Origin of the sequence: Streptomyces piniterrae (genome assembly GCF_005048155.1) — a bacterium.
GTDB lineage: Bacteria > Actinomycetota > Actinomycetes > Streptomycetales > Streptomycetaceae > Streptomyces > Streptomyces piniterrae.
Map to the genome: position 1 here is coordinate 16,001 of NZ_SUMB01000009.1, position 25,449 is coordinate 41,449.

Consider the following 25,449-nt stretch of genomic DNA (forward strand, 5'->3'; position numbering starts at 1 on the left):
TCCCCCCAGGGGTGTTGTGTGCAGGGTCGGTCACAACGAAGGACGGCGTTCGGCGGCGAGCATCCCGTGACTTTGCCAGGGATTTGCCAACAAGGCCCGTGCGCGCTGGCGGACTTGCACGGGCCCGGTTCGTCGGTCACGGGTAATCGGGCCGATAGCGGAGGGCCGCCTCGTCGTAGTAGTTGTACGTGACCACGACAGGAGTCCCCTCCGCGGGCTGTGCGCCCGACGCCCATTGCTCCATGCCGAGTTGCATACGGTCCCAAGCGCCGCCCCGCCGGGTCTTCACGTAATAGCTGCCGTCACCCCTGCCGGCGAAGTCGAACACCTGCCCTTTTCCGCTCGGTCGGCAGGGCTCCATCGTGGGCCGGATCTGCTGGGCGGTGCCGGTGCTTTCGACGGGGCCGGTGTAGTCGATGCACTTGCCGGTGGCGGCGCTGCGCAGCCAGCCGGCGTGCTGGGCCTGCCGGAACGACACCAGCTGCCAGACCTGGTCCCCTCCATCGCGACACGATGTCTGTACGACCGCCCTGCCGGCGGGCTCCATGCACATCCCGCCGTACTGCGCGCTGCGGAGGCGGCCGGACCATCGAGCGGATCCCAGGACGGCCTCGGTGGGCGAGGGCTCCGGCACCTTCAACACGGTGGGGGGAGGTTCGGCCGGACGCGGTGACGGGGAGCGGGTCGGGGAAGGCGTGACCGTGGGAGTGCTGGTCGGCGTCTTGGCCACGGTGGGCGGCAGGCTCTCCGCACGAGGCGGCGGTGAGAGCACCGGCACCCTGCCCTTGTCACCGAAGGGCATCGGCACGACCAGGACTGCGATCCCCAGAGCGACGACGACGGAACCGGCGACGGCGCCCGAGTAGAACGGGGACCCGGTGGCCCACCACCCCGTACCGTGATCGAAGGGGACGGCGCCGTCCGCCGCGCGGAACGCGGTCGCCGTACCGGCATGCGCCCCAGCTGCTCCAGCCAGGCGCGCCGCCACATACGCGGAGGCGCCCCACAGCAAAACACCGGCAGGCAGGGCCGAGGGCAACCGCTCGTTGAGGCGGGTGAGTTCCGCCAACGCGGTGCGGCAGCGTTCGCACGCCGCGAGGTGGCCTTCGAGGTCCTTGTTCGTGCGGCGGCCGACGCGGCGTACGGCGGCGCCGAGCAGTGAGCTGTAGTGGCGGCACTCGTCGCTGTCGGAACCGTTCTCGGCGTGCACGGCCAGGTAGGCTTCACGCAGCCCCTCCCGCGCGCGGGACGCCAGCGAGCCGACGGCGCTGGCGCTCATGCCGAGCAGGACGCCGACCTTCGACAGCTGCTCCTCCTCGACGGCCGTGTGCCACAGAACGGTCTGCCAGCGCTCGGGCAGGGAGCGGAACGCCCTCAATATGAGGCTGTTTTCCTCCAGGCGCAGCATCCGTTCCTCGCCGCTCTCCGTCTCCGGGGTGTCGGGCACATGGGCGAGCCATTGCTCGAAGTCGGGCGACAGTTCCGTACGGCGGGCTGTGCCGGCCCAGTCGGCGGCGGTGCGTCGGACAATCGTGAGCAGATACGGACGCCAGGCGGCTTCCGGGCCGCCACCGGTCCGTACGGCCTGGAGGGTGCGGACGAATGCCTCCGAGGTGAGGTCCTCGGCGGTGTGCAGATCACGGCAGTAGGCACGCGCATAGGCGAGAACGGCGGAGCGGTGCCGACGATAGAGCTCATCTACGGGTGCGTCGGACTCTGACTTCCTTATCTCTGCGATGAGTTCGGCGTCAGACGGGGGGATTGCAGGGTTTTCGGGCACGCGACAATCACGCCTTCCTGTGGGGGGATCGGCATTGTGATCCATGTTCGAATTCCCACGGAAGCAATTTCGATGATGTTCTACGGGTGCGGCGCAAAAAACTACGGGCGCGGAACCTCGGGCAGTTCACGGCAATCACGGTTACTGCCCGGTATCCACACCGCGCGGCAGCCTCAGGGCCACCAAGATGCCCAGCAACGGACCGCGCCACGATGGCCCAACAAAGAGGTTCCACGGTCCCTGGATTGGGACGGGTTTCCTGATTGGCTGATCCAGATGGGTGCTGCGCGGAAGTGGACGCCGGTGAGATAGCTCTCGGGTGCTTTGTCATGGCGGGTGGCGATGGCTCGCCAGTCCTTCAGTGTCCGCGTCCGTGCCCGTGGACGCCGGGCGATCTGCCACGCGTTCACCGAGGCGCGGGCCTGATGGCGTCGGCCCGGCAGGCTCCACAGACCTGTGCGGGGCCGCCTTCGGTACGCACCAGGGCAGCGGCGGCGGCGACGAAGGCGCGGATGCGGGCGTTGTCCGCCGCTGTCCGCCATACCGCGCCGAACTCGGCGGGTGGCGCGTCCGGGTAGGGGACGAAGGCGATCGTCGGGCGGGTCTGGTACACCGCTGTCTGGCTCGGGACGGGGTGGACGCCGTGGCCGGCGCCGACCCGGGCCAGTGTCTCCTGGAGCGAGCCGGCCGGCAGCACGCTCTCGCCGGCGAGGTCGCCTTCGCCGACCGCGTCGCGGCGGGCCAGCCGGTGGCGGGCGGGAACGGCGAGCATCACGGCGTCGGATATCAGCACCGGCCCGGCCGTCAAGTCCGGTTCGCTGACGGGGAATCGGACGATGGCCAGGTCGACCTCGGCGGACCGGAGGGGGCCGTACGGATCACCTTCGGGGACCTCGTGGAGTCGCACCTCGCACTCAGGGTTGCCGGTGCGCAGGGCGGCCTGGACGGAGAGCACCAAGTCGCCCTGGAGCGCCCCGGAGAAGCCCACGTGCAGCGGTCCGGCAACACCCCGGCCGGCCTCGGTCGCACGCGCGATGCCTTCCTGGATACGGAGGAACGCCGGGCCGATGTCGTCCCGGAGGCGACGGCCTACCGGGGTGAGGGCGACCCGCCGACTGGTCCGCTCGAACAGCGCGGTGCCGAACCGGCGCTCCAGCTTCTTGATGGTCTGGCTGACCCGGGCCTGCGAGACGAGCAGCCGCTCGGCGGTGCGCGCGAAGTGCAGTTCCTCGGCGAGCGCCAGGAAGATCTCGATCTCACGGCTTTCCATAACCCTCAGGTTATCGATCGTTGCGGGGTTCGGCATTGTTCGGAAGTCGCCGCGCAAGCAGGGTTGATGACGTCACCTCCGCAGTTCCCGCCCGGAGGTGGGGGCCTCGATCACCTCTCCAGAAGTCATGAGGAATGGAGCACGTCATGGAACAGCCACTCATCGTCATCACCGGCGCCGGTACGGGCATCGGCGCGGCCACCGCACGCGCCTTCGCCGACCGCGGCCACCCGCTCCTGCTGCTCGGCCGTCGCCTCGACCGGCTCACCGGCCTGGGCCTGCCCCACGCGCTGGCACGGGCGGTGGACGTCACCGACCGCTCCGCGGTGGCCGCCGCCGTCGCCGAGGCCGAGGCCGCCTTCGGTCCCGTCGACGCGCTCGTGAACAACGCCGGGACGATGCTGCTCGGCGAGGTCGCCGCCCAACCAGCCCAGCAATGGGACCAGATGGTGGACGTGAACGTACGCGGCCTGCTCAACGGCATCGCCGCGGTACTGCCCGGCATGGTCGACCGCGGAACCGGCACAGTGATCAACATCGGCTCGGTGGCAGGTCTCAAGAGCTACCCGAAGCACACCGTCTACAGCGGCACCAAAGCCGCGGTGCACGCGATCTCGGAGAGCCTGCGCGAGGAGGTCGCCGCGCACGGAGTGCGAGTGGTGACCATCGCCCCCGGCGCAGTCCGTACGGACCTGCTGTCACACACCACCGACGAGGCCGCCAAGGCCGATTATCAGGCGTTCAAGGACGCGGTGGAACTGCCGACGGCCGATGAGATCGCGGAGGCGGTCCGTTGGGTCTACGAGCAACCGCAGCGGATCACCGTCCGCGAACTGGTACTGGCCGCGACCGGACAGGCCGCGTGACAGACCAGGAGCAGGAGCAGGAGCAGGAGAGGGAACCGCCGACCGTGCGGCACACACTCCCCGTGGGTACGCCGCCCCCTCAGCGTGCGCCGAGTTCACCCTCACCGGACTCCACTTACGCGGGCGCCGTCATCTGGACCCGAGGGAGTAGCCCCTGATCTGGAGTGTCAGGGGCGGACGGCGGCCACCAGCTCGCCGGTCGTCACCACCCGGGCGAAGCCCCCGCCGTGCAGCGAGACGGCGCTCGCCCGGGCCAGTTCGTCGGCCGTCAGATGCCAGCCGTTCGGGCCGGTCAGGTCGAAGGTGTGGGTGGCGTCGAGGGCGACCAGCACGTCGTAGCCGAGGTTGCCGCCCATGCGGGCGGTGGTCTCCACGCACATGTTGGTCTGGATGCCGGCCAGTACGACCTGGGTGACGCCCGACGCCTTGAACCAGTCGTCAAGGTCGGGGGTGCCGTAGAACGCCGAGTTCACGGACTTGGTGACGAGTAGCTCCGACCCGCCGCCCTTGCCGCGCCGCTCCTCGACGTACTCCTTGAAGTCGTTTCCCTCATACCCGGTCCGCAGCGGCGAGCCGGGCTTGTTCGAGTCGTGCCGTACGAAGACGACCGGACGGTCCGTGTTCTGCCAGGCCTCGATCAGCGAGGCGATGTTCTCGTCGGCGGCCGGGTTGTTGCGTGAGCCCCAGAACTCCGACTCGTCGAAGCCCTTCTGTACGTCCACGACTACCAGCGCCGCGTTCTGCGTGATCTCCATGCCCACGATCCTGCCGCCCCGGAGGGCACTCTCACAGAAGGCGAAAAGACAGCGATCGATGGTTTACTGCCAAGATGGCCCGCCCCGCACCCGCACGCCGCATCGCCCTGCTCGCCTCCCCCGGTATCCGGGCCTTCGACGTCTCGGTGATCACCGAGGTGTGGGGGACGGACCGCACCGACCGCGGGGTGCCCGCGTTCGAGCTGCGCCGGGTAGCTGCGGACCCCGAACCGGTACCGATGCGCGGCGGGCTCGCCCTCACTCCGGACCGCACCCTCGCCTGGCTCCCCCGCGCCGACCTGATCCTGGTGCCGGGCCTCGACGACCACGTCACCCCCGTACCCGAGCCCGTCCTCGCAGCGCTGCGCCGCGCCCACGCCCGGGGCACCACCATCGCCGCACTGTGCGGCGGCGCGTTCACGCTCGCCCAGGCCGGGCTGTTGGACGGCCGCCGGGCGCTGACCCACTGGGCGCTGACCGACCTGCTGCGAGCCCGGCACCCACTGGTACGGGTCGAACCGGACGCCCTGTTCGTCCAGGACGGCAACCTGTGGACCTCCGCCGGAACCGCCGCCGGAATCGACCTGTGTCTGCATCTGGAGCGCTCCGCACACGGCGCGGAGGCGGCCGCGACAGTCGCCCGCTCCATGGTCACCGCACCCTTCCGGACCGGCACCCAGGCCCAATTCATCGAACATCCGACACCGCACGCCGACCGCGACGCGGACGCGCTGGCCGAGGTGCGCGCCTTCGCCCTGGCTCATCTCGACGAGCCACTCACCGTGTCCGCGCTCGCCGCCCGCGCCGGGATGTCGCCCCGCTCCTTCGCCCGACACTTCGCGGCAGCCACCGGGACCACCCCGCTGCGCTGGCTCGTGGACCACCGCATCGCGGCGGCCCAGAAGCTCCTGGAGCGCACCGACCTGCCCATGCCCGAGGTCGCCCGCCGGTCCGGTTTCGGCAGCGAAGTCACCATGCGCCAGCACTTCACATCCCGTCTGGCGACCAGCCCGCGCGCCTACCGCACCTCGTTCGCCGAACAACCACCCTCTGGACCGCGGCGTTGATTGCGGGCCGGCCACAACTCTCCGCCGGACCAACTCGACCACTCACGGGCCAGCTTGGGCCCTCAGTCACACTTGTGTGTGTCCCGTGTCATCGAATCTTGGTCTTCGCCAGCGAACCTTGGTGATCATTGGGTTGTGTCACCGAAGTCTGAGTGGCATGACGTGCTGGGGCGTCAGGGGTGGCAGCGGGTGAGCTCGCGGGAGCGTACACAGGTCCGGCCCTTGTGGCATTTGACCTGGGATTCCTCGAAGACGGCATACACGTTCGGCGGTCTCCCGCCTCTTGCTGCTGGGGCGTCCGGTTCGAGCTGATGGCGCCCGTGCGGCCGTTCCGCTGGTCCAAGGTCGGGAAGAGCCTCGCGGGCTGGTACTTCTTCGCCACGACCGCTGAGCACATCGGGTGCGAGTCGCGGCTGGAGCGGGGCCGGCTGATTCTCCTCGACGCTGCCCCGCAGGCGACAGGGAGCTCATCGCAGCCGTTCTGGCTGCCCTGGCGCGACGGCCGCCCCAGGTGCCGCCACGCGCCCGCCCACTCCTACGCTCGCGGACGGTCGGGCTTCGCGGCCGCGGCAACGCACCGGCCGCACGGACAAGACCACCGAGAGGATTCGCTGATGAACCGTTCCAAGGCGAGCTGGAAGAAGATCGCCAAGCCGGCCGCCGCGCTCATAGCCGTCGGCGGATTCTTTGCACTGACGCTGTGGCTCGGTGACGAGTTGTGGGATCTGGCCGCGTACTGGCCGGCGACCGGCATCGGATTCGGCGCCACCGTCGGCGTGCTGCTCCCGATCACGTTCACGGCCGCCAAACGCTCCTTCCACCGGGTCAACTCGGCCAGGAGCAAGCACTCGACCAAATGGACCGCGGCCGGCATCGTATGCGCGGCCGCGACTGTGGTGAACGCGATGGCCGTCTCCCGCGCGATCCCCGGAAGGAGCTCCTCGAACTCCTGCCTCAACGAGTGGCAGCCATGCTGGGTGAACCACCTCTATCCGGGAGCCTTCCTGGTGACAATCGGCAGCCTGGCCGCGACGGTGACCCTCATGACCTGGCTGCCGAGCCGGATCTCCAAGCTGCGCGCCCAGTTCCGCCGGTAGCCGCGAGGCCGGCGGAGTGGGGACGGGACTCGAAATCCCCGACAGGGCCGACTCAGTGAGCGCAAACGGGCTACCACTTGTACGGCATCGACTTCTCGTCAGACCGCTCCCTGGTGGTGCTCCACCTCAGCGCCCGAGGCGTCGCGCCAGTCACGGCCCACGCTGCACTGTTATAGACGCTGCGGATGCCTCCCGAACTCTCACAAACAAATGCAGCTGCGGGAAGTGAACGAAGCCAACCGGAACCTGCTCCGCATCGTCACCCGACTCGGTGCCGGCAGCATCACGCGGCAGCCTTGGCCGATTTCGTCCGTGCGCCGGGTTGTGCCCTCTGGAGCCTTGATGAGACTGGGTGTTTGTGCGTGCGGTGACTGGTGTCTTTGAGGGGGAAGACCGGTGAGTTTCTCAGCGCTCCACAGCAGTTGTGTGCCGCCCGAGCAGCGATTCGACTGGTGGTGCGAATTGATCAGCCAGGATGTCGCGCCCACCCGGATCACCAGCGAGCACACCAGTGACTTCGCCGCGGGTGCGGGTGCCATAGGACTGGGCGGCATCCAGGTGAGCACGCTTTCCTTCCCCGCGATCAGATCCGAGCGAACGCCCGCTCTCATCAGGAGATCCGACCCCGACGTGTACGAGCTGACGCTCAACGCCGGGGGCGATATGTGGATCGCCCAGGCCCGCAATGAAGCCACGATGAGCGCCGGTGACCTGGGGCTGTGGAACACCTCGCGGCCCTTCGACGCGCGCGGGCTGCGCACGTCGGACGACGGGACATCCCGCGCCATCATGGTGCACCTGCCAAGGCCCGAGCTGCCGTTCTCCGACTCCAGGACGGACCAACTGCTGGCGACCGCTACCGCGACGAACCGGGGCACAGCCGCGGTCTTCGCACGGTTCCTGCGGCACTTGGTCGATGAGGCGCCGACCATGACCGACCGGCAGCGGGAGCGGATCGGGCCGGCCGTGTGGGAGCTGGCGGTGGCCTTCCTCGCCGACCGTCTCAACGCACACGACCGCATTCCCCCCGAGGCCCACACCCGGATGCTGCTGGCCCGCATCGACGCCTTCATCGACGACAATCTGGCCGACCCCGCCCTGAATCCCCCGGCCGTCGCCGCCCGGCACCACATCTCCGTACGCACGCTCCATACCCTCTTCCGGACGCGGGAGCGGACCGTGGCCGCCACGATCCACCACCGACGTCTGGAGCGCTGCCGGGCAGATCTGGCAGACCCCGCACTGCGCGGCACCGCGGTCTACGCGGTCGCCGCCAGATGGGGCTTCCACAGCCCGTCCGCCTTCAGCCGCGCCTTCCTCGCCGCGTACGGGACATCGCCCCGGGAGTGGCGTCGGGCCGCCATGGGAACACCGCCCGCGCTCCCGGGCACCGCCACGGCCTGTTCCTGAGCGCCTGGGTGCTGGAGTGCCTGAGCGCCTGAGCGCCTGAGCGCCGGCGGATCGGACTGCTGTAGCGCGCGTCCGGGCCCGTGGCAGCATCGCGGGCCCGAGAGGTTACTAGCAGGCGATGTTGGACATCCAGGCGTCGATGATCGACGTGCCAGGCGCGGCCCAGACATCGATGGGGCTCGTATCGCCCTTGGGCCCCGCCCAGTTGGACGTCCGCACTTCACTGTTGGACAGCCGGAACATGACGAAGGGGCACCTTCCGTCGGCCTTGTCGTCCTTCACCTCTCCTATTGCGTGGACGCCGTCGCACAGATACCAGTCGGCGCTGCCCCCTGCACCGGAAAGGGACCCCCGGTACACACAGCCACTTATGGCCTGCTGGTCACCTCCGCTGTACCGGTTCATCTGCTGTACGCCGGAAGTCTCGGTGGCGCGGGTCTCCTGTGCACTCGCCGTGGTGGTCGCTGCGAGCGCACAGATGGTCGCCGACGTTGCGGCAAGTGCGGCAATCCGCTTACGCATGTCCCCTCCTGAGGTTTTGAGGTTTCGGGTGGTGTGGTTTCACTGTCGCCTACATCGCCCGTGCCGCCTTAGCGGAGAGCGCAGGAATCCTTCGCATCCAGCGCAGCGCCCGAGCCTCTTGGCACCTGCCTCCATTCCTGGCCGGGTGACGGGGCTGGTGGACGGCTCGGTGGGCCGGCATGAGTGCGGAGAAGGAGCGGGTGCCGGCGAAGCGTGATCATTGTCAGCGCAGATTGATGAACCAGTAAGTTCGTGCCATCGAGGGTGAGTGACGAGGAACGCACAGGTGTCGGTGGAAAACATCCCGAGGGGATCAGGTGGAGTTCACCGAAGCGCGGCGCATGCGGCGATCCTGACGACGTCATAGGTGATACGCACTTGATTCAGAAATACTGCATTCACAATGCGATTTTGAAGTGGACCCCTAAGGAGCCTGGAGAGTTCATCCTGGAGCAGAGCGAAGGCTACTTCTATTGCGAGAAGGGCGACGATGACAAGCAAAAATACTGCCACGAAGGGGACTGGGATGTTGTTCGGCAAAAGCAGCGTGCCCCGGCCGTTGATTCGGCCGGGGCACGCTTGTCAGGCTAGAGATCTTTAATGGCCAGGGTTACGGCGATTGCGTCGAACCCGTTGCTGCCACGGCGCGCCTACCGCCACTTGATCGGACCTGGAACGGCGGCTTCTGCAGCGGCGATCGGGTGACCTCCGGCGCATCCACCCCCGAAATCCTCACCGACGAACTTGTCGACCACCTCGCCACGACCGGATGCGACACCGTGGAAATCGTCCACACCGTAGAAGAAACCCAGCACTTCGCGCTGCCGAGACAACCTCGTTGACCTAACCCTAACTGCCACTAGGGCGTGGGGAGTTGACCGATCAAAAAGGGGGAACGTTTCGTGCTTTTTGCTCGCCGAGCCGACTGGAAGGCGACCAAGCCGGACAACCTGCACGAGCCTGTCACGTCCACGAAAGGCGTGAAGGTCCACTACACCGGAACCAGGTTCGAGCCGTTCCTGGAGGTGCATGCCCTGTGCGCCATGCGGGTCAAGGAGATCCAGCGCGAGCACATGGAGGGCAAGGGCGACTCGGAAATCGACTACAACCTCCTGGTGTGCCGCCACGGCGTCGTGTTCGAGGGCCGTGGCTGGAGGGAGCAGAACGCCGCCAACGGCAACAGGGAGCTGAACCGCGCCCACCACGCGGTGTGCGCGCCGACCGGCTCGGGCGGCTACACCGATGTCCCGGAGAAGATGGTCCGCGGCATCCAGGACGCGATTGCCTACCTGCGTCGTCACGGCGCCGGGTGGGAGATAGCCGGGCACCGCGACGGCTACGCCACCCAGTGCCCCGGCGACCTGCTGTACGGGCACGTGCTGAACGGCAGCCTCGACCCCGGTGTCCTGTGGGACGGCGGGAATCACATCGTCCGGGGCGGCGAGACGCTGGGCCGGATCAGTGTCCGCTACAACGTGCCGAGCGACTACATCATCCTCGCCAACCCCGATGACCTCGACGCCTCGGGGAAGGTGAAGGACGGGATGAAGCTGTGGATCCCGGCCCGCGGCGTTCCGCTCAAGGGCGCCGACCCGACCCCGGGCGATGATGCGACGGAGTTCCAGCCGTTCCCCGGCGCGAAGTGGTTCCACGAGGAGCCCAGCAGCCCCATCATCACGGCCATGGGGGAGCGTCTGGTCGCCGAGGGCTGCAGCGAGTACGCAAAGGGGCCCGGGCCGCAGTGGTCGGAGGCCGACCGGGCGTCGTACGCGAAGTGGCAGCGAAAGCTCGGGTACGCAGGGGCGAAGGCCGACGGGTGGCCGGGCGAGACGTCGTGGGAGCAGCTGCGGGTGCCGTACGTCGGGCAGAAGCCGGGCGACTTCGAGGAGTTCCCCGGCGACGCGTGGTTCCACGACCAGCCGAAGTCGCGGATCATCACTGCCATGGGGAAGCGTCTGGTAGAGGAAGGCTGCGGCCACTACAGCAAGGGCCCGGGCCCGCAGTGGACCGAGGCCGACCGCCACTCCTACGCCGTGTGGCAGCGCAAGCTGGGCTTCAACGGATCCAAGGCCGACGGCTGGCCGGGCGAGTACTCGTGGGACCGGCTGCAGGTGCCCGAAGACGATGACTAGGACACTGCGCGGGGTGCTGCTCGCTGCCGGCGCGATCGGCGGCTACTTGTCGTTCCGGCTCGCTGACGAGGCTCGCAGGTACTGCGGCTCGTACGGGTTGGATGAGGGCAGTCTTGAATTGGGCCGCCCGTTCGAGCCGTTCATCGCGGTCGCCGTCGGTGTGACGCTGGCAGCGCTGGTCCGGGCGCCCGTCCGAGGCCCGGCCTGGTGGCAGGCGACCGTCCCGGTCGTGCTGCTGCTGGTGTTCCTGTTCCTGGTCGCGTGGGCGCACATGGCGTGGCTGGGGACCCCGTTCGGCGGCACGAGCGACAGCGGGCACTGCGGGTACGACAACGTGCCCCCGTGGTGGCCACTTCCCGCCTGACGTACGACGAAGGCCCCACCCTTTCGAGAGTGGGGGCCTCCGTCGTGCCGGGCGTCAGCTCAGCGGCGTTGCGCCGCATTTGGTGCAGTAGATCCGCGCCATAGGTCGAGGCCGAATCGCACAGACAGGCTCCTCATGATCGGCCGGATAACTCCTAGGCAACCATTAATGATCTTTGACTGACACCTAGAGATCTTCGACAGCTGGGGCTACGGCAGGCTGAAGTCCAGCCGGGTCTTGGTGATGAAGCCGTCGATGAGGCCGGGCCGGTACTGCATCCGTTTGAGCCGGGTCTTCACGAGCCCGGTCAGCTCGTCGATGCCGTGTCTGGCGAGGTCGGCCAGGGGCCGCTTCAGGTGTGACGAGACCGGTTCGACCGGGTTGAACTCCGGTGCGTAGGGCGGCAGCTGGTAGACGGTGAGCCAGGGTCGTTGCGCGACCAGCTGTCTCATCCGGGCGCTGACATGAGTGTTCAGATTGCCCCAGACGAGCACGACCAGACCGCCGAGCTGCTGGTGGGCGGCGTCCAGGAGCCGAGCGTAGTCGGGCTCGGTGAACCCTTTCGGCGACCCTTGCGCGGGCCTCGGTCGACCAGGGTGCGGTAGATCAGCCGGGGTGGGCGTCCGGGCTTCGTGCAGACGAGCGCGGCTACGGACACGCGCCGGTGCCGGCTGAGGTCACCCGCACCATGGGGGTACGGCCCCTACGTCCCCAGGTCCGGCCTTTGGGCGGCCTCAGCCCCTGCCCTGTCTCGTCCTCGAAGCACAGCCAGGCGCCCAAGTCCGCCGCAGTCTTTTTATGGCGGGCCACTGCTCATCCTTCCACTGCGCGATCTTCGCTTCGTCGCGATCGGCGGCCCGGCGGGCGGGCATCTGCACGCTCCATCCGATCCGGTGCAGCAGCAGGTCGACCCCGGCCACGGTGTAGCTGACACCGAACCGTGTGCGGATCACCTCGGCGATCCGGGCCAAGGTCCAGCACTGGCCCTCGGCCCAGCCGTGCGCGGCCGGGCCAGTGTCCAGTAGGCCTCCAGCTCCCGTAACTGGACGGGAGCGAGACGGCAGCGGACACCACCGGGCCCCTTCGAAGCCAAAGCCGCCCCTTCCGCCCACAGCCAGGGGCCCGGCGCCAGCAGTTCGCCGACATCCGCGTCACCCCGGGAAGATCCCGATCCCGCTGTTCTTCACCATGTGACCACGTACAACCAGTACTTGAGTACGAACGAGCCCACCATTCCCGAGCTCCACCAGACGCCTAGCAGGTAGCGCGGGACGGCATCAGCTGGCGCCGGGCAGCCGAGGTGGGCGGATTGCCGTAGCGTGCGCCGGGATACTCCCTTACCCGGAGTATCTACCCCCCTATCCGCAACTCCCTTGTAAAAAAGCCACGTTGAGGCGAATCCATTTGTGAAGAGCTTGTGTTTGGCCGCGAGGCGGAACTAGCGTGCTCCCCGTTCGCGAGGCGAACACCGCGCGGCCGGACCGCCGAATCCTGCCCCCGGCCTGCGCGGCACTCACATCACCGCACCGCCGGGCAGGAGCGGGGGACCCACTTCTGCCGTCCGGAACACCACGACCGGACGGCTTGGGGTGAAGCCGTGGCAGCCGCACGGCCGGGCCATCTCCAGCCCGAACCCGACAGCTCACCTCGCAGGCGTCCCGGAGTATGGATACCCACCGTGACGTTTTCCGTTGCACGACACCGCACCCAAGGCCTCCGGGCTCACGGCCCGACACTTCGTCAGCAGCGGCTTCGCCGTCGGCGCGACCCCCGATTCCCCGGTCACCGGAGACGGTAACGGCGCCCTGCCCCCCGGCGTCGAAGACAGCGGCGACACATGATCGACCGCACCGGATTCTCCGCACGGATGACGAAGGAACGCGACCACACGGTGGCGCGATCACAGCCGTAGACGTCCAGGGGCAATCACCACTCGTCATACGAGCCCGTACCAGCCCTCACCAGCCCGTCGCCATGGCGAACAGCACGTCCTCGGCGGCGCAGCCGCGGACGCTCCGGGCTCGGTCGGCCCGGATACCAGCACTGCCGCCGCCGCAAAACGCGCTGCCCGAAAGACGTCATCGGGCTGGCGCGCCGTCACCCCGGCGGACTGCCGACGACCCGACCGGGCTGCATGGCCACCCGCCCCCCATGCAATCCCCCTTACCCCGCAGCCAGGCTCAGAGCCTGCTGTCCGTGTTGGCACTCAGGAGGAAACACGATGAGACCCAGACCCCCTTCGCCCTGAACTACACCCGCCCGCCCGTGAACCCGTCCATCAGCATTCCTTACCGGTACGACCCCGTACGCCAGTGGAATGTCCTGCCTGACGGACGTCCTGTCATCAGCCACCGCGCCCTGCTCCTGGCGACCGGTACCACTGCCTCCACCGCCGGCTCCAAAACCCACTTCGACGACTGACGAGCCTCATGACGGTACTGGTACTGACCTGCGAAGAGGACGTGACCGCGGACCTGGTGGTGGCCTCGCTGCACGACGCGGACGTCCCGGTCGTCCGCCTGGACCCCGCCGATGTCCCCGGCCGGGCCGATATATCGACTGAGTACGTCAAAGGAGAGTTCCGTGGATACCTGTCCGCGGGTGGCCGCGTGGTGAGCATGAGCGGACTGCGGTCGATATGGGTACGCCGGCCAGGCCGACCGGGCGCGCGCGCCGCTCATCAGTCCCGCTGGCTCAGGGCGGAGTCCGCACACGCCCTGTACGGAACGCTGAACAGCGCAGACGTGCGCTGGATGAACCACCCCGTCGCAGCCGCGCAAGCCCGCTGCAAACCATGGCAGTTGTCCGTCGCCCACCGCAGCGGCTTCGCGGTACCGCCCACGCTGATCACCACCTTTCCGAGGGTGGCACGCGAGTTCGCCACCGAGTACCCGGACCTCATCGTGAAGCCGGTGTCGGGAGCACACCCCAGTGACCCGCCGATGGCGCTGCCCACCAGTCGTATCGAGCCGGATACGGACTTCGCGGGAGTGGCAGCCAGCCCCACCCTGCTGCAGCAACGCGTACCCAAGCGCGCGGACATCCGGCTGACCTGCGTCGGTTACGAGCTGTTCGCCGCGCGGAAGGCGTCCGACCCCGACCAGGTGGACGTTCGCTTCGCCGACGACGGCGGCACCTGGGAACCCGCAGAGGTACCCGCCCGCATCGAGCAGGCCATCCGCGGTTACCTGTCCCTCACCCGCCTCGCCTACGGAGCTTTTGATTTCGCCGAGGACAGCGAGGGAACCTGGTGGTTCCTTGAATGCAACCAGGGTGGGCAGTTCGGCTTCATCCAGCTGGATACGGGCCAGCCCATCGCCGCATCCATTGCGGCCTGGCTGGCCGTGCGGACTGGGAGCTGAGGTGTCTTTCGGAGCGCAGCCCGCCACTGTGGCGTGAGCCCATTTTTGTTTCGCTCGGATTGCTTGGCGCTGTGGACAACAACGGTGACGAGGTCCTGCGCCAAGCCTTTGACTGCGACCTTCAGCACGCAGCGAACCTACTGAATCAGCAGCCCACCGGCACCGGTCCGGGCGCACTGCGCACACCATGCGGGGTGCGCCCGGCGCGTCGTTGCCGCCAGTTTTCGCTATCCAGGCCACCTTCACCCCTTCACGTCACCGCGCCGTGAAGCCCCAAGCCCCGCTGGTGAGGTGATGAACATATGGAGCCCCCTCCCCCGCTCTCCCAAGGCCTCCAGCAACGCGTCCATGCCACCTCCCCGCCTCTCCGGAGCAGGTTCAAACGGGGCCGTTGCAGGAACGGCGGGGACAATCGGGATCCGAGGATCCCGGTCCACCACCTCACAGATCAGCTCGGCTACGGCAAAGCGCAACCGCATCTCATACGAACCAGGCGCCTGCTCAAGAGCATCGGCAACCAGCTCGGAGACAGCCACAGAACTCGGGTTGTTTGGTGTGCTGTCGACAGAGGCGTCGAGGTCATCGTCGGCCCCCTCGGGCTGCGTGGCGCCCGCGAGCGACACGGCGGTGTCGCCCGCGTCCAGGGCGTAGATACGTGCTCGCTTCGCTCAGCGCTAAGGGGCTCGCTTGGACGAACAGCGGGATTAGGAGTGCGGCGGTGAACAAGGCCGGAACCATTACGGGGGGACCTCCACGGTGATCGCGGCTGGGACGCGACCACCGAACCGTGATTCTTGCGAAGAGCGGAACCCGCTGGTCAAAAGGTCTTTGAGAGGGCTGATTGCTTCCGGGATCGCCGAGCAGGTGAGTGACAGGCCGCGCATGTTCCGGCTGGCTGATTCCTCTTCGGCGGATTAGACCCAGTAGCCCCGCGTCACAAAGCCGACGCACCCCCGCAGATCAGGCGGGGTGCGCCCGGCCCCGTCGTGGCTGCCAGTCGGTCGCGACGTAGGCGTGCCGCCCGGAACTGTGCCGAGGCGGCTCGGGAGTCAGGGACGGGCGGCGGCGAGGTGGCCGACATCCCGGCCTCGGAATTGCTCGCGGGATACGGGGGCTGGTCGGCGACTACGGTGCAGGGTCGGCCTCGCCACCGTCGGGGGCAGCTGCGACATCGAGCCTCCATTCGACCCGGGACGCTTACTGAACACACCGTCAACCAATACCGACCAATACGCTGTGCAGTTACCGTTCATGCCGCCACACGCCACCGAAAAATCTCATCCCCCGTAGCTGTCAGCCAAGTTCCGTCTCCCAGAGCAACGGGATCCGGGGAGACAGGGAAGGGGTAACTCACTTCTCCGTGCACACGCAGGGACTGGCCGTCGAGCAGGAAGTGCGTGGATTGCTCTGGCGCCCAGTCGTCTTTCTCCGCGACTGGCGCGATCACTGTCTTGTCATCAATATAGCCGGGGCGCAAAACGAATTGCTGTCCTGGAAGTGGCAGTGTATCGGGATGAGCCTCGGCCACCTCCCGATAGTTCCCTGTGGCGTCGGCTTCCCAGCGAGTGAGCGATTCTCCTCCGAGGGACAGCTTGAGCAAACTACCGTTGGTGTTTGAGCTCCCCGTGAACGGATCGTCGAAAGTGCCACACGGCGTCACAGTTAGCCCCCCGGCCCCGCAAGTCACCAGCAGGGATAGGTAGTCTTCCTCACCTTGTGCAGCCGAGAGCATCAATGGCTCGGATCCGTTGACAAGTTGCTGGAGCATGTAGCCAGCGGATGACGACGGGAGTATGACCTGCGTGACCAACTGACCGGTGTGAGCATCAAAAGCTACACACACATCCCCAGCGTATCCTCCGTCTACCCGGGGGCCACACATTGTAGCGATGACGTGTCGCCCTGATGGGGTCAGCGCGCACGCTCCTTGGGCGAAATCATCATCCTGCCAGGCGGCGTGCTGATGGGTCCACAGAACTTCGCCGTCAGCACCGACAGCGGTGAGGGCATCTGTACCGCTGAAAATGAGACCACCTCGTGCAGGAGAGGCGTAGCCACGCACGTCAGGGGAAGGAGAGTTCCATTCTCGCTCTTCAGCAAAGACGCGTTCTCGACTCCCGTCAATACGGCGGGTCACGATGCGTGTGCCTTCGCGGGTCACCAACCAGTGGGCTCCATCGCGAACCTGCCAGCCATCTTCACAGCCGATCGCTTCTTCGATACCTGGGCAGGTGGCTTGGGCGGTCAGTTCTGCAGTGACGGTCGTATGTGCCACGGATGCGCTTGCCTTTCGGGAGATGGGATCGGGGTGACCCTGGTGAGGTGGACGGAAGCCGGCGGCCGACTAGCCTGGGTTATGCCGCCCGGGCCAGTAGAAGTGCCGCTGGTGCGTCGACCTTCCCTCATGACCCTTGTCTTCCTCGTGGACTGGCCCGGTCATCAGTCCGCCGCCCGCCCGGACTACCGGATAGCATATATCTGTACACACACTTCTGCTGGCTGCTCCGTGCGTGGGGTTCCAGTCGCTTCCCATGCGATTTGCGAAGTGCAGGATATTTTGTTCTGAGTGGCCGCCTCTTACACCCTTTCCGGTTGGGGGGAGATAATGCTCATTGGGCAGCGGGAAAGCGCCCAGCTCTTCTGCCAACTTCCGCTGGGCGGGTGTGAGTTTAGATTTACTCGTCCCCGCCACGACAATGACAGGTCCATTAGGTGTCTCAATATGGACAGCAGCAACAGTTTGCGCTTTGCGAGATCTGGGATTGGCGATGACATTGTTGATCTTTGTCGCCATGTCCTCCAAAGCCTGTAGGCAAGGCGCCAGCCCCAATGGGTCGGAAGAAGTATGCGGGTTGTTTACGTAAGTGGCGGGGTTGGGTGCTGGGTCAAGACCAAGAGGGTCAGGGCTTGCGTAGCGCGCTGTTTCTGGGTCGTAATGTCGGAAGTAGTTATAGTGGAAGCCGGTTTCGGCGTCGAAATACTGGCCGGGGAATCGTAGGGGGGTGTAGGCGGTGGCTTCCGCATTCCAGGTTGTCGCACCCCACAGGGTGGGCCGTGTGCGCCATGCGATTTCGCCGGCGTTGTCTACAAGTTCTGTAGGAGTGCCGACGAGGTCAGTGACTATCGCATAGAAGCGCTGATCGATTTCATCTTGCGGTGCTTGGGCAAGGGATTTGCGCTCGGTCTGTGCCAGTGGACGAGTGCCTTGGTAATCCCAGGTGAGTGTCACTGCGTGCGGTTGGCCCAGCGCAGTGGTGGTCTGCTCGACGAGGGTGTAGCCATCCCATGTGAAGGTGACTCGCTCGACGGCGTTTTCGCCGTCGGGAGTCATCCTTTCCTTGGCTATGCGGCGTCCGAGAGGGTCGTATTGGTAGCGCCAGATTGTTCCGTCTGGAGTGGTGACTTGAGTCAGTCGGTCCTCTGCATCCCACTCGTACAGCCAGGTGTCCGGTTTCCGGGAAAGCCGGGTCTTCTGGCGCAGGACAACCCTGCCTTGGGCGTCGTACTCGTAGCGAAAACGGCCGGCCTGTGTGAGGCGCGTGCCGTCGTAGTTGCGGTCGCCTTGCGTGGCTGCACCCGGGTGCCTCGTGGGCCACGTGGCATGGGTCTGGTTGCCCGCTGCGTCGTAGGCGTACGTCTCGGTCCAGTTGTTCGCGCGAACGGAGATGACGCGGCCGGCGGCATCCAGGTCGTATTGGCGCTCTCCCGTCGACTGATCGCGAACCGAGGCGAGGTGGCCGTCTGCGTGGTAGCTGTAGCGGCGGTGTTGGTGGCGGTGAGCTGTGGTCAGTGATTGCTCTTCGAGGCGGCCGGCGCCGTCCCAAGCGGTTGACATAGCCGTCTGTCCCAGCCGACGCTCAATCTCGCGGCCCGCCGCGTCGTGCTCGAAGGTGATGCTGTTACCAGATGCTGTGAGGGAGATGGGGCTGCCGACGTTGTCGTAGGACCAGAAACTAACGGCACCGCTCGGGGTCGTCCGGGTGGTCCTGCGGCCATTGGCGTCGTAGACGGCGGTCAGCTTCCGTCCGTTGACGGTCTCACCGGTGACGCGTCCCAACGCGTCCCGTTCGAGCTCCAGGACAGCGTCGGCATTAAATACGGACGTCAAGCGTCCAAGGGCGTCGTATTGGTAACTGGTGGTCTTTTGGCCCACGTGCTTTGCAGTGGTGCGGCCGAATTCGTCTTGGGTGTAGCGGATCGTTTCGCCCAGTGCTGTGGTGCGGGCGATCAGCTCCCCGTCCGCGGCATACTCGTAGGTTTGCGTACGTTGATCGAAGTCGGTCTCGGCAACCAACCGTCCAGCGGCGTCGTGCTGGTAGGTCCAGGTCAGTCCTTGGGGGTTCACCACCTTCTGTAGACGGAGCTCTGCGTCATGGGTGAACTCGTAGTGGGATCCGTCTGGGTCGGTCCGTGCCACGAGCTGGTCGAAATGGCTGTATTCGAAGCGCGTGACGTGGCCGCCTGTATCGGTGTGGCTAAGGCAGTTGCCTTCTCCGTCGTAGGACCAGGTTTCCTCTGTTCCATCCGGGTGAGCACAAGCGGCAGGGAGGCCCTCCAGGGTCCATGAATACCGCGTCGTCTCGCCTGTGGGCTCAGTCATCTCCACGACGCGGCCGAAGCTGTCATAGCTGCGTATGGTTACGTTCCCAGCAGCATCGATGACGGTGAGCGGGAGGCCCGCTGCGTTGCAGGAGGCGTGAATGGTGGCACCCATCGGATCCGTGATGGAGACCAGGCCGCCATGACTGTCGCGTGCGTAGCGGGTGGTGGCCCCAGATGCATCGGTGAAGGCGATGCGGTTGCCTCGTTCATCGTGTTCCTGGAGCCAGACGCCACCGGCTGCGTCGGTGATGACACAAGGAAGTCCGAGTTCGTCGTATTCCGTGCGAGCGGAGGTGCCATCTGGCTGTGTGGTTGTCAGGAGGCGCCCATGCTCGTCGTATTCGTAGGCGGTGGTGCGTCCCAAGGGGTCGGTGGTGGAGGTGACCCGGTCGAGAGCGTTGTAGGCAGTGCGGCGTGTGGCACCTGTCGGGTCGGTTTCGGCAACGACCTGAAGACGCTCGTTAACCAGGTAGCGGGTGGTGCGACCCAATGAGTTGGTAGCTGCAGTGCTGCGGTGGCCCGTCTCGGGATCGCGGGCGCCGTAGCTGTAGAGATAGCGAAGGTGCCCCTCCGTGCCTCCCTGGGCGGTACAGCGGCTGGCATGGTCGTAGGTGTACTCATACCGACTGCCATTTGTGTCTGTCCATGCCGTCATGCGATGGACGTCGTCGTACTCAAAGCGTGTCGGAACGCCGCAGGAGCGGGTCACCGACGTGAGGTTGCCTTGTGCGTCGTGTTCGTACGAGACGAGCAGGAGGTCCGAGCTGTCCTCAGCCGCTCCGACCAGATGAACTGCAGACACCTGGCCACGTTCGTCGCTGGAAAGCCGCAGTTGGTATCCACTTGAGTGCCGAATGCTGAGCGGAGCGCCGGTCTTGTCGTCGTAGTCGAAGGTGATGTGGTTGCCGTTCCGGTCCGAGATCTCCTCGAGTTGCGCCAACCCCGCGGTGTGGAATGAGTCCGAGAAGTAGCGGGTCAGGCCGGTATCGGGGTCATGTATGGCCCAGTCATCCTGCGGCGTACGCGTCAAAGTCCAGCGGGGGCCGTGATTGGGTAGGGCTGATTGCCCTGGTTCGGGAGTGCCGTAGGACAGGAGCATGCCGTCTTCGGTGATGAAGATGACGCCTTGGTCGTCCACTTCAAGTCGCTGGTCGAGGGTGGACGCCCAGGAGGGCCCCAGATGGCGACCCACGCGGTAGGACGATTCAAACTTCCGGGTGAGCTCCAACGGAAGTTTCCCGAACAGTGTGACGTCGGTGCTGCTGAGAAAGACCCGACCGGTCGCGACGTCCACGGGATCCCCGCAGCCGTTGATAGCCTTATCGGTGCGCGTGTTGTTGTTGGGGTGGTTTTGGCTGAGCTGGTCGCGGGACTTGCTCCTGCTTTTGCCGCTTGAGTTCAACGACGTGCCGGGGCTGCTGTTGGGGGCTTTGGGATCTTTCTTGTCGCCCTTGCCGAGGCCCTTGAAGTGGTCGGCGAGCCCTTTGTCGTTCTCGTGATGGTTCTTGGCCATCTGCTTGATGCCGCGGGTCATGTTGTCGTCGAGGTGCTTGGCGGTCTTCTTGACCGCGTCCTCGATGCCGTCGATGACCTTGTCGAGCATCGTGTTGGCGGCATCCGCGATGGCGTCCTTGCCGCGCGTACGGCCATGGTGGCTCTTGGCCCGGCCTATCTTGCCGCCGGCCTTGTTACGGAACGTGCCGCCCGCGCCCTCCAGGCTCGTCACAACGCGATCGTGCTCGTCCTTGTCGAAACTGAACCCACCACCGCCACCGGCCCCGCCGCCTCCGCCACTGCCACCGGATCCGCTGAGACCTCCCCCGCCTCGACGACCGCCAGCGCTGAGGAGTTCCATCGGGTTGTCGGCGGCTGACTTTGCAGCGTCCTTAGCATCCTGCACGCCCTGGTTGAAACCATCCTTGCCGGCCTTGGCTGTCTGGCCCAGGTCTACGCCGTCCTTGACGCCGAGAGCATTGGCGCCCAGCTGGACGACGAGGTCACCCACCATCGCACCGAGTGCCTCTTCAACCGGGGTCAGGGCGATGCTGATGACCTGTTCGGCGACCTGCTGGCAGACCTCCTTGAACAGCCGCTTGAGGATCATGCGGGTGGCCTGCGTCGCACCCAGCGCGCCCAGCTCGGACAGACCGAGAGTGAACGGGGCGGCGGCCTGAGCGGCGATCACCTCGGCGGCGAGGATGCCGAGCTGGACCAGCGCCCCGATCTTCGCGCCCTCGATGAGGAAGGCGACACCGTCCATCGCGGTCGCCGCCATGCGCCCGCAGTCGGCGAGGCCTTTCAGGTGCTGTCCGTTGATCTTTCCCCAGTGGGCGTTGAGCGCCTCAACGGCCAGGGAGCCGCCCGCCGAACCCACCAAGCTCTGAATCGCGGTGTGCGCTTCGTTCGCGCCCTCGTCGATGTCGTCGGCGAACTCCCGCATGGCATTGGCCATCTCGCGGTAGTCGTCCTCATCCACATTCGGCCACGACACACCGATCAGGTCCAGCAGCTCATCCGCCCACCCCGGCAGCACAACACCCACGCGAAACCCACCCCCCGTTAACCACTAGTCAGATGATCCGACATTCTCACCCGGCGGACGGTTCCTCAAGCCGGGAAATGGTCACCTGGTGACGAAGAGCCGATCCTGCGCAGTTCGCTGCCTACCCGGCCTGGCCTGCGGCGAAGCGATGCAGCGCATGCGCTACGCACACGTGTGGCGCTACGAGTGACGACGACCTCGCCGCCAGGACAGTCGGCAACGGGCGCCAACATGAGCTGGCCATGTTGCTGGCCGGTTGGGAGCTACTCGTGTTGGCACATGGCGCATCCTGTTCGGCCGTTGTCCGTGGAGCTCCGTCCGCGCGCCTCAGACGGAGCTCGCCCTCCTACTTCCCAAGGGGGAGTTCGGCGTAGGTCGTTTACTGGTACATGCGCTGGTCGCGATTGAGGACGATCAGTTCGACTCTCTCGATCTCGATGTGAGCAGTGGTGGGCCGGCTGTGCGCGGCGTTGAGGGCAGCGTGGATGGGGGTGTCGGGTCCGGTGGCGTTGCTGTAGGCGATGGAGATGTGCGGTGCGAAGCTGTTGCTGGCTTCTGGAACGACGTCCCAGACGCTCCCGATCGCTTCGCGCAGCGCGGGCCGCACTTCGGCCGGCGACTCACTTGGCGTGGCCTCCCACCGGATGGCTTCCGGTGTGACTTCAGGCCGGTCCAGCGTGAGGTCGAAGGCGGGGGTACGGGCGACACGTTCGGCTGCAACGTCGAGGATCGCCCGGACATCGTCCTCGCGGACGTCGTCTGCGAGGACGAGTCCTTGGGTGGTCAGGTGAAGCCAGGCATCGGGAACCAGGTCCAGGCCCTCCACAGCAGCCAACGCCGGACGGTAGTCGGCGGCCAGCCGGTGGACTTCGGCGAGCGTCTTGGAAAGTGAAGTGGAAGGTGAGGAAGCGGGTTCCTGGCTTCCAGCCGGTCCATGCCGCGCGGCTGGTCAGCCTGCAAGTGCGAGCTTTGCCGCAAGCGCAAAGGGCGGAATCAGTTAGGCAAATCTGAAGCCGCCCCCTGCCTCGGCGTACGCCCGGAATGCACTGGCCACCGCCCAACGCCCGCCCGCCCTCTGGCATCTACTCGAGGCCGCGCGTGATGGTGCTAGCGGCCGCCCTCACCGGTGGCAACCGCAACGACGTCGCCCAGCTGATCCCGCTGCTGCAAGCTGTGCCGCCGGTGCGGGGCAAGCGCGGCCGGCTCCCGACGCCGCCCGGCCCCGCTGCTGGCCGACCGCGGCTACGACCACGACAAGTACCGGCGTCCAGTCTGGGCTCGGTGTGAAACCGCTGATCGCCCGCAGCGGTACCGAGCACGGCTCCGGCCTGGGCATCCAACACTGGGTCATGGAGCGCGAGTTCGCCCATCTGCACTGGTACCCCCGCCTGCGGATCCGCTGGGAGATCCGCGACGACATCCACCAAGCCTTTCTTACTCTCGGATGCAGCATCATCTGCTGGCGTCGGCTCAAGAACCATCGTTTGTGACGCCGACGCGACAACGGCTGTCTACAGCGGGGGCTTCCGTTCGTCGGCCTTGAGACCGCGCAGTGTCCAAAGGCCGTACAGAGCCAGCAGCGGTTTGACGACCATCCACTCACCAGAGCGGTAGTCATCCGCGCGCACGAGCCTCTCGGCAAGATCAGGGCGCTGCCGCCGCAAGTACGCGCGGGCCTTGAGCGCGTGAGCTGGTTGGGAGGCGATCTTGATGCGGTCGACGTCCTCAAGCAGTGGGATCACGTTCGTGATGTTCTCCCATGTCGTCCCACTTTGGTCTTCGAGGAGCACTGTGCCGTCGAACTCGAGCACCGACTTCGCGTAGTCGGCCATCAACTGGGCCTCCGCGGCACCACTGCTGGTCGCACCGCCGCTGAAAATCACGCGAGTGCCACGCGGTGTGTCAGCGGCGATGGAGCGAATTCCAGCACGGACTCGCCAGCGGTTGATGAAGTTCGCCGTCGCTTGCGGGTTTCGGTAACCCAGTACGACCACCGCCTCGGCAGCACCCCCGCTGTTCCCCACGAGAGCTCGAGACCAGCGCCAGTTCAACCACTCACCCCAGGCCAGGGCTGCAGCCCCGGCTATCGCCAGTCCTGTCCTTCGTCGCATGCGGCGACTCTAGATGAATGACTCCAAGGACAGTGATCGATGGCGGTCAGTGATCGAACGGACTGGTTGGTCGGTCCGGGTGTTGTGCCAGACGGCTGTGGTCAGGGCGAGGAGTCATTGGAGGACTCGGACGGTGACTCCCGCCAGGGGTGCGCCCGCCGTGGCGTTCGAGGTCCAGCTGGGCCTTCAGGGTCTGGTTGACCGATTCGATCAGTTGCCGCAATGGATTGAACAGTGGTGATCCGGCTCGCTCGGGTTCGCCCTTGCGGGCCGGCCGCAGCAAATGCGATCCCAGGTAGGCGAGCTGTTGCTCGAACTCGCGGCCGTAGTAGTTCTTGTCCGCAAGGATGGTCTGGCCCCGACCGCGCGGCGAGCAGGGTCGGTTCAACGGTGAAGGTGTCCAGCAGGACCTCGCGCTCAGGGGCCTTGGCGCCGGTCAGTGCGAAGGCGACGGGCAGGCCGTGCAGGTTGCAGACCAGGTGCAGGCGCAGTCCCCAGAAGTAACGTGAGTGGTTGGCGCAGTACCCGTACTCGCCCATCCGGCCAGGTCGGAGCGTTTCGCGGTCTCCCGGGACCGGCCGCACTCGACTGGGGTGGAGTCCACCACTCACACATCGTCGAGCCACAGAGCGGTGTCAGTGGTTAGCTCGCGCATCACTCTGCGGACCAGGTCGACCGATCGCCGCAGTCGCTTGTTCCAGCCGCTCTGCTGGTGCAGGTACGGGAACAGGTGCCGCAGGTGGGCATGGGCGTGCCGCAGCCACCTCGCCTCGGAGGTGAACCCGAGCAGGGCCTGCATCACCGCCAGCGTCACTGAGCCGCGGCGCGATGCCGATCTTCGGTCGCCATGGAGCGAACTACGGAGAAGCTTTCAGCAGGTCGCCGGTTCTCACGTACGGTGCGGTAGCGAGAGTGCCCAACTCGGTCGTCACACACTGACTTTGGACACCGTCGCCTCGTCCCCGCAGGGAAACCGCAGGACTCGATCACGGCCCGGTGCTGGCGGCGACACTCGGATTGGTCGTGTCGAAGTAGACCGCGTCCGTGCCCGGATCGAGATAGAACGTGCCGGAATACCTCCCACCCGTCACTTCACGGTCGAAGGCGTCACTCCGGACCCACCTGGCGCCCTTGGGCATGAACTCGGTGAGTGCTCCCGGAAGTTGGCCTGGCATCCCAGGCCGAAAGCTCCATTGCGGTGCCTCCGTGATGGCGGCGACGGCACCTGCTCTCAGCTGGGCGGTTCCCACCACTCGAATATCGGTGGGACCCGGAACGGACATTCTCGAATCGGTACCCAGTACGGTGCCGAGCCAGTGCGCGCCGGACAGCGAGCCGAGCGCAGCGAACCGACGTTCCAGCGGCTCCGCGTCTGTGCGGACCTTGCCACTGGCCGCTTTTTTCGCTGGCGACGTACACGCTGCAAGCACCGTCACCGCGCCAAGCGCGAGCATCGTCCGGCGCCCAAGCTCCGCCATGTCGCCCACAAACCGCCCCCAGAGCTCCCACATCCCAAGCCTGATCGTAGCGGTCGGCTCGCAACTCCCATCCCTTGGAATTGATTATTTA

Annotated in this window: 18 protein-coding genes, 3 pseudogenes and 1 riboswitch; of the genes and pseudogenes, 10 read left to right on the forward strand and 11 right to left on the reverse strand. The window is 66.4% G+C overall.

All coding sequences use genetic code 11. The features are described from left to right. Positions 1–136: 136 nt before the first annotated feature. Both FCH28_RS24335 and FCH28_RS24340 read right to left on the reverse strand, forming a co-directional pair. Complete coding sequence (locus tag FCH28_RS24335; RefSeq protein ID WP_169314241.1) at positions 137–1,780, reverse strand: sigma-70 family RNA polymerase sigma factor; 1,644 nt, start codon at positions 1,778–1,780, stop codon at positions 137–139. A 406-nt stretch (positions 1,781–2,186) separates the two neighbouring features. Then, a complete protein-coding gene (locus FCH28_RS24340) occupies positions 2,187–3,050 on the reverse strand; it encodes a LysR family transcriptional regulator (RefSeq protein ID WP_169314242.1) in 864 nt (287 codons plus the stop codon). 146 nt (positions 3,051–3,196) lie between these two features. Between FCH28_RS24340 and FCH28_RS24345 the strand changes: the two genes are divergently transcribed. Next, positions 3,197–3,916: an SDR family oxidoreductase gene (locus tag FCH28_RS24345; RefSeq protein WP_136742262.1), complete on the forward strand. Its 720-nt coding sequence runs from the start codon at positions 3,197–3,199 to the stop codon at positions 3,914–3,916. Between the two features lie 167 nt (positions 3,917–4,083). On the opposite strand, the gene FCH28_RS24350 is transcribed toward FCH28_RS24345, so the two are convergent. Next, entirely contained in the window at positions 4,084–4,671 is a 588-nt protein-coding gene (locus tag FCH28_RS24350; RefSeq protein ID WP_136742263.1) for a cysteine hydrolase family protein, read from the reverse strand. A 74-nt stretch (positions 4,672–4,745) separates the two neighbouring features. On the opposite strand from FCH28_RS24350, the gene FCH28_RS24355 reads away from it, so the two are divergent. The 3 genes from FCH28_RS24355 to FCH28_RS24365 all read left to right on the forward strand — a co-directional run bounded on the left by FCH28_RS24355 (position 4,746) and on the right by FCH28_RS24365 (position 8,245). After that, on the forward strand, positions 4,746–5,738 hold the full coding sequence (locus FCH28_RS24355) for a GlxA family transcriptional regulator (RefSeq protein WP_136742264.1): 993 nt from the start codon (positions 4,746–4,748) through the stop codon (positions 5,736–5,738). A 614-nt stretch (positions 5,739–6,352) separates the two neighbouring features. Further along, positions 6,353–6,835, forward strand: coding sequence for a hypothetical protein (locus FCH28_RS38255; RefSeq protein ID WP_169314243.1), 483 nt, complete (start codon positions 6,353–6,355; stop codon positions 6,833–6,835). A 396-nt stretch (positions 6,836–7,231) separates the two neighbouring features. Next, positions 7,232–8,245, forward strand: a complete 1,014-nt coding sequence (locus FCH28_RS24365; RefSeq protein WP_136742265.1) for an AraC-like ligand-binding domain-containing protein — start codon at positions 7,232–7,234, stop codon at positions 8,243–8,245. 108 nt (positions 8,246–8,353) lie between these two features. Here FCH28_RS24365 and FCH28_RS24370 read toward each other — a convergent pair whose 3' ends face one another. Beyond that, entirely contained in the window at positions 8,354–8,767 is a 414-nt protein-coding gene (locus FCH28_RS24370; protein WP_136742266.1) for a hypothetical protein, read from the reverse strand. A 264-nt stretch (positions 8,768–9,031) separates the two neighbouring features. Here FCH28_RS24370 and FCH28_RS24375 point away from each other — a divergent pair, with 264 nt between their 5' ends. From FCH28_RS24375 to FCH28_RS24385, 3 genes are all read left to right on the forward strand, one after another. Continuing rightward, complete coding sequence (locus tag FCH28_RS24375; protein ID WP_136742267.1) at positions 9,032–9,358, forward strand: hypothetical protein; 327 nt, start codon at positions 9,032–9,034, stop codon at positions 9,356–9,358. Positions 9,359–9,669: 311 nt separating this feature from the next. Continuing rightward, positions 9,670–10,899: a peptidoglycan-binding protein gene (locus FCH28_RS24380; protein ID WP_136742268.1), complete on the forward strand. Its 1,230-nt coding sequence runs from the start codon at positions 9,670–9,672 to the stop codon at positions 10,897–10,899. Then, positions 10,892–11,263, forward strand: a complete 372-nt coding sequence (locus FCH28_RS24385; protein WP_136742270.1) for a hypothetical protein — start codon at positions 10,892–10,894, stop codon at positions 11,261–11,263. Before FCH28_RS24380 ends, FCH28_RS24385 begins: the two co-directional genes overlap by 8 nt. Positions 11,264–11,472: 209 nt before the next feature. On the opposite strand, the pseudogene FCH28_RS40120 reads toward FCH28_RS24385, so the two are convergent. Beyond that, positions 11,473–12,418 (reverse strand): annotated as a pseudogene (locus tag FCH28_RS40120) (IS630 family transposase); the annotation flags it as partial. Positions 12,419–12,772: 354 nt separating this feature from the next. Beyond that, a riboswitch (cyclic di-AMP (ydaO/yuaA leader) is annotated at positions 12,773–12,934 on the forward strand. A 525-nt stretch (positions 12,935–13,459) separates the two neighbouring features. Between FCH28_RS40120 and tgmA the strand changes: the two are divergent. Continuing rightward, the gene (gene tgmA, locus FCH28_RS39380; RefSeq protein ID WP_425471987.1) at positions 13,460–13,684 is read left to right on the forward strand and encodes a putative ATP-grasp-modified RiPP; all 225 of its coding nucleotides are present in this window, start codon (positions 13,460–13,462) and stop codon (positions 13,682–13,684) included. A gap of 8 nt (positions 13,685–13,692) precedes the next feature. Beyond that, positions 13,693–14,625: an ATP-grasp ribosomal peptide maturase gene (tgmB, locus tag FCH28_RS24405; protein ID WP_136742272.1), complete on the forward strand. Its 933-nt coding sequence runs from the start codon at positions 13,693–13,695 to the stop codon at positions 14,623–14,625. Positions 14,626–15,874: 1,249 nt separating this feature from the next. Here the strand turns inward: tgmB and FCH28_RS24415 are convergent. The 3 genes from FCH28_RS24415 to FCH28_RS39385 form a co-directional block, all read right to left on the reverse strand. Continuing rightward, positions 15,875–16,900, reverse strand: coding sequence for a hypothetical protein (locus FCH28_RS24415; protein ID WP_136742273.1), 1,026 nt, complete (start codon positions 16,898–16,900; stop codon positions 15,875–15,877). 69 nt (positions 16,901–16,969) lie between these two features. Then, positions 16,970–21,760 (reverse strand): DUF6531 domain-containing protein, encoded by a 4,791-nt coding sequence (locus tag FCH28_RS24420; RefSeq protein WP_425471996.1) that lies wholly within the window; start codon positions 21,758–21,760, stop codon positions 16,970–16,972. A gap of 388 nt (positions 21,761–22,148) precedes the next feature. Beyond that, the gene (locus tag FCH28_RS39385; protein WP_246103191.1) at positions 22,149–22,595 is read right to left on the reverse strand and encodes a 2'-5' RNA ligase family protein; all 447 of its coding nucleotides are present in this window, start codon (positions 22,593–22,595) and stop codon (positions 22,149–22,151) included. Positions 22,596–22,876: 281 nt separating this feature from the next. Here FCH28_RS39385 and FCH28_RS39390 point away from each other — a divergent pair. After that, positions 22,877–23,259, forward strand: a pseudogene (locus FCH28_RS39390) (transposase); the annotation flags it as partial. Positions 23,260–23,280: 21 nt separating this feature from the next. On the opposite strand, the gene FCH28_RS24435 reads toward FCH28_RS39390, so the two are convergent. The 3 genes and pseudogenes from FCH28_RS24435 to FCH28_RS24445 form a co-directional block, all read right to left on the reverse strand. Beyond that, entirely contained in the window at positions 23,281–23,880 is a 600-nt protein-coding gene (locus FCH28_RS24435) for a YdcF family protein (protein ID WP_136742276.1), read from the reverse strand. Positions 23,881–23,912: 32 nt separating this feature from the next. Continuing rightward, a pseudogene (locus FCH28_RS39915) lies at positions 23,913–24,812 on the reverse strand (IS982 family transposase); the annotation flags it as partial. Positions 24,813–24,866: 54 nt separating this feature from the next. After that, positions 24,867–25,391: a hypothetical protein gene (locus FCH28_RS24445; RefSeq protein ID WP_136742277.1), complete on the reverse strand. Its 525-nt coding sequence runs from the start codon at positions 25,389–25,391 to the stop codon at positions 24,867–24,869. Between the last annotated feature and the right edge of the window lie 58 nt (positions 25,392–25,449).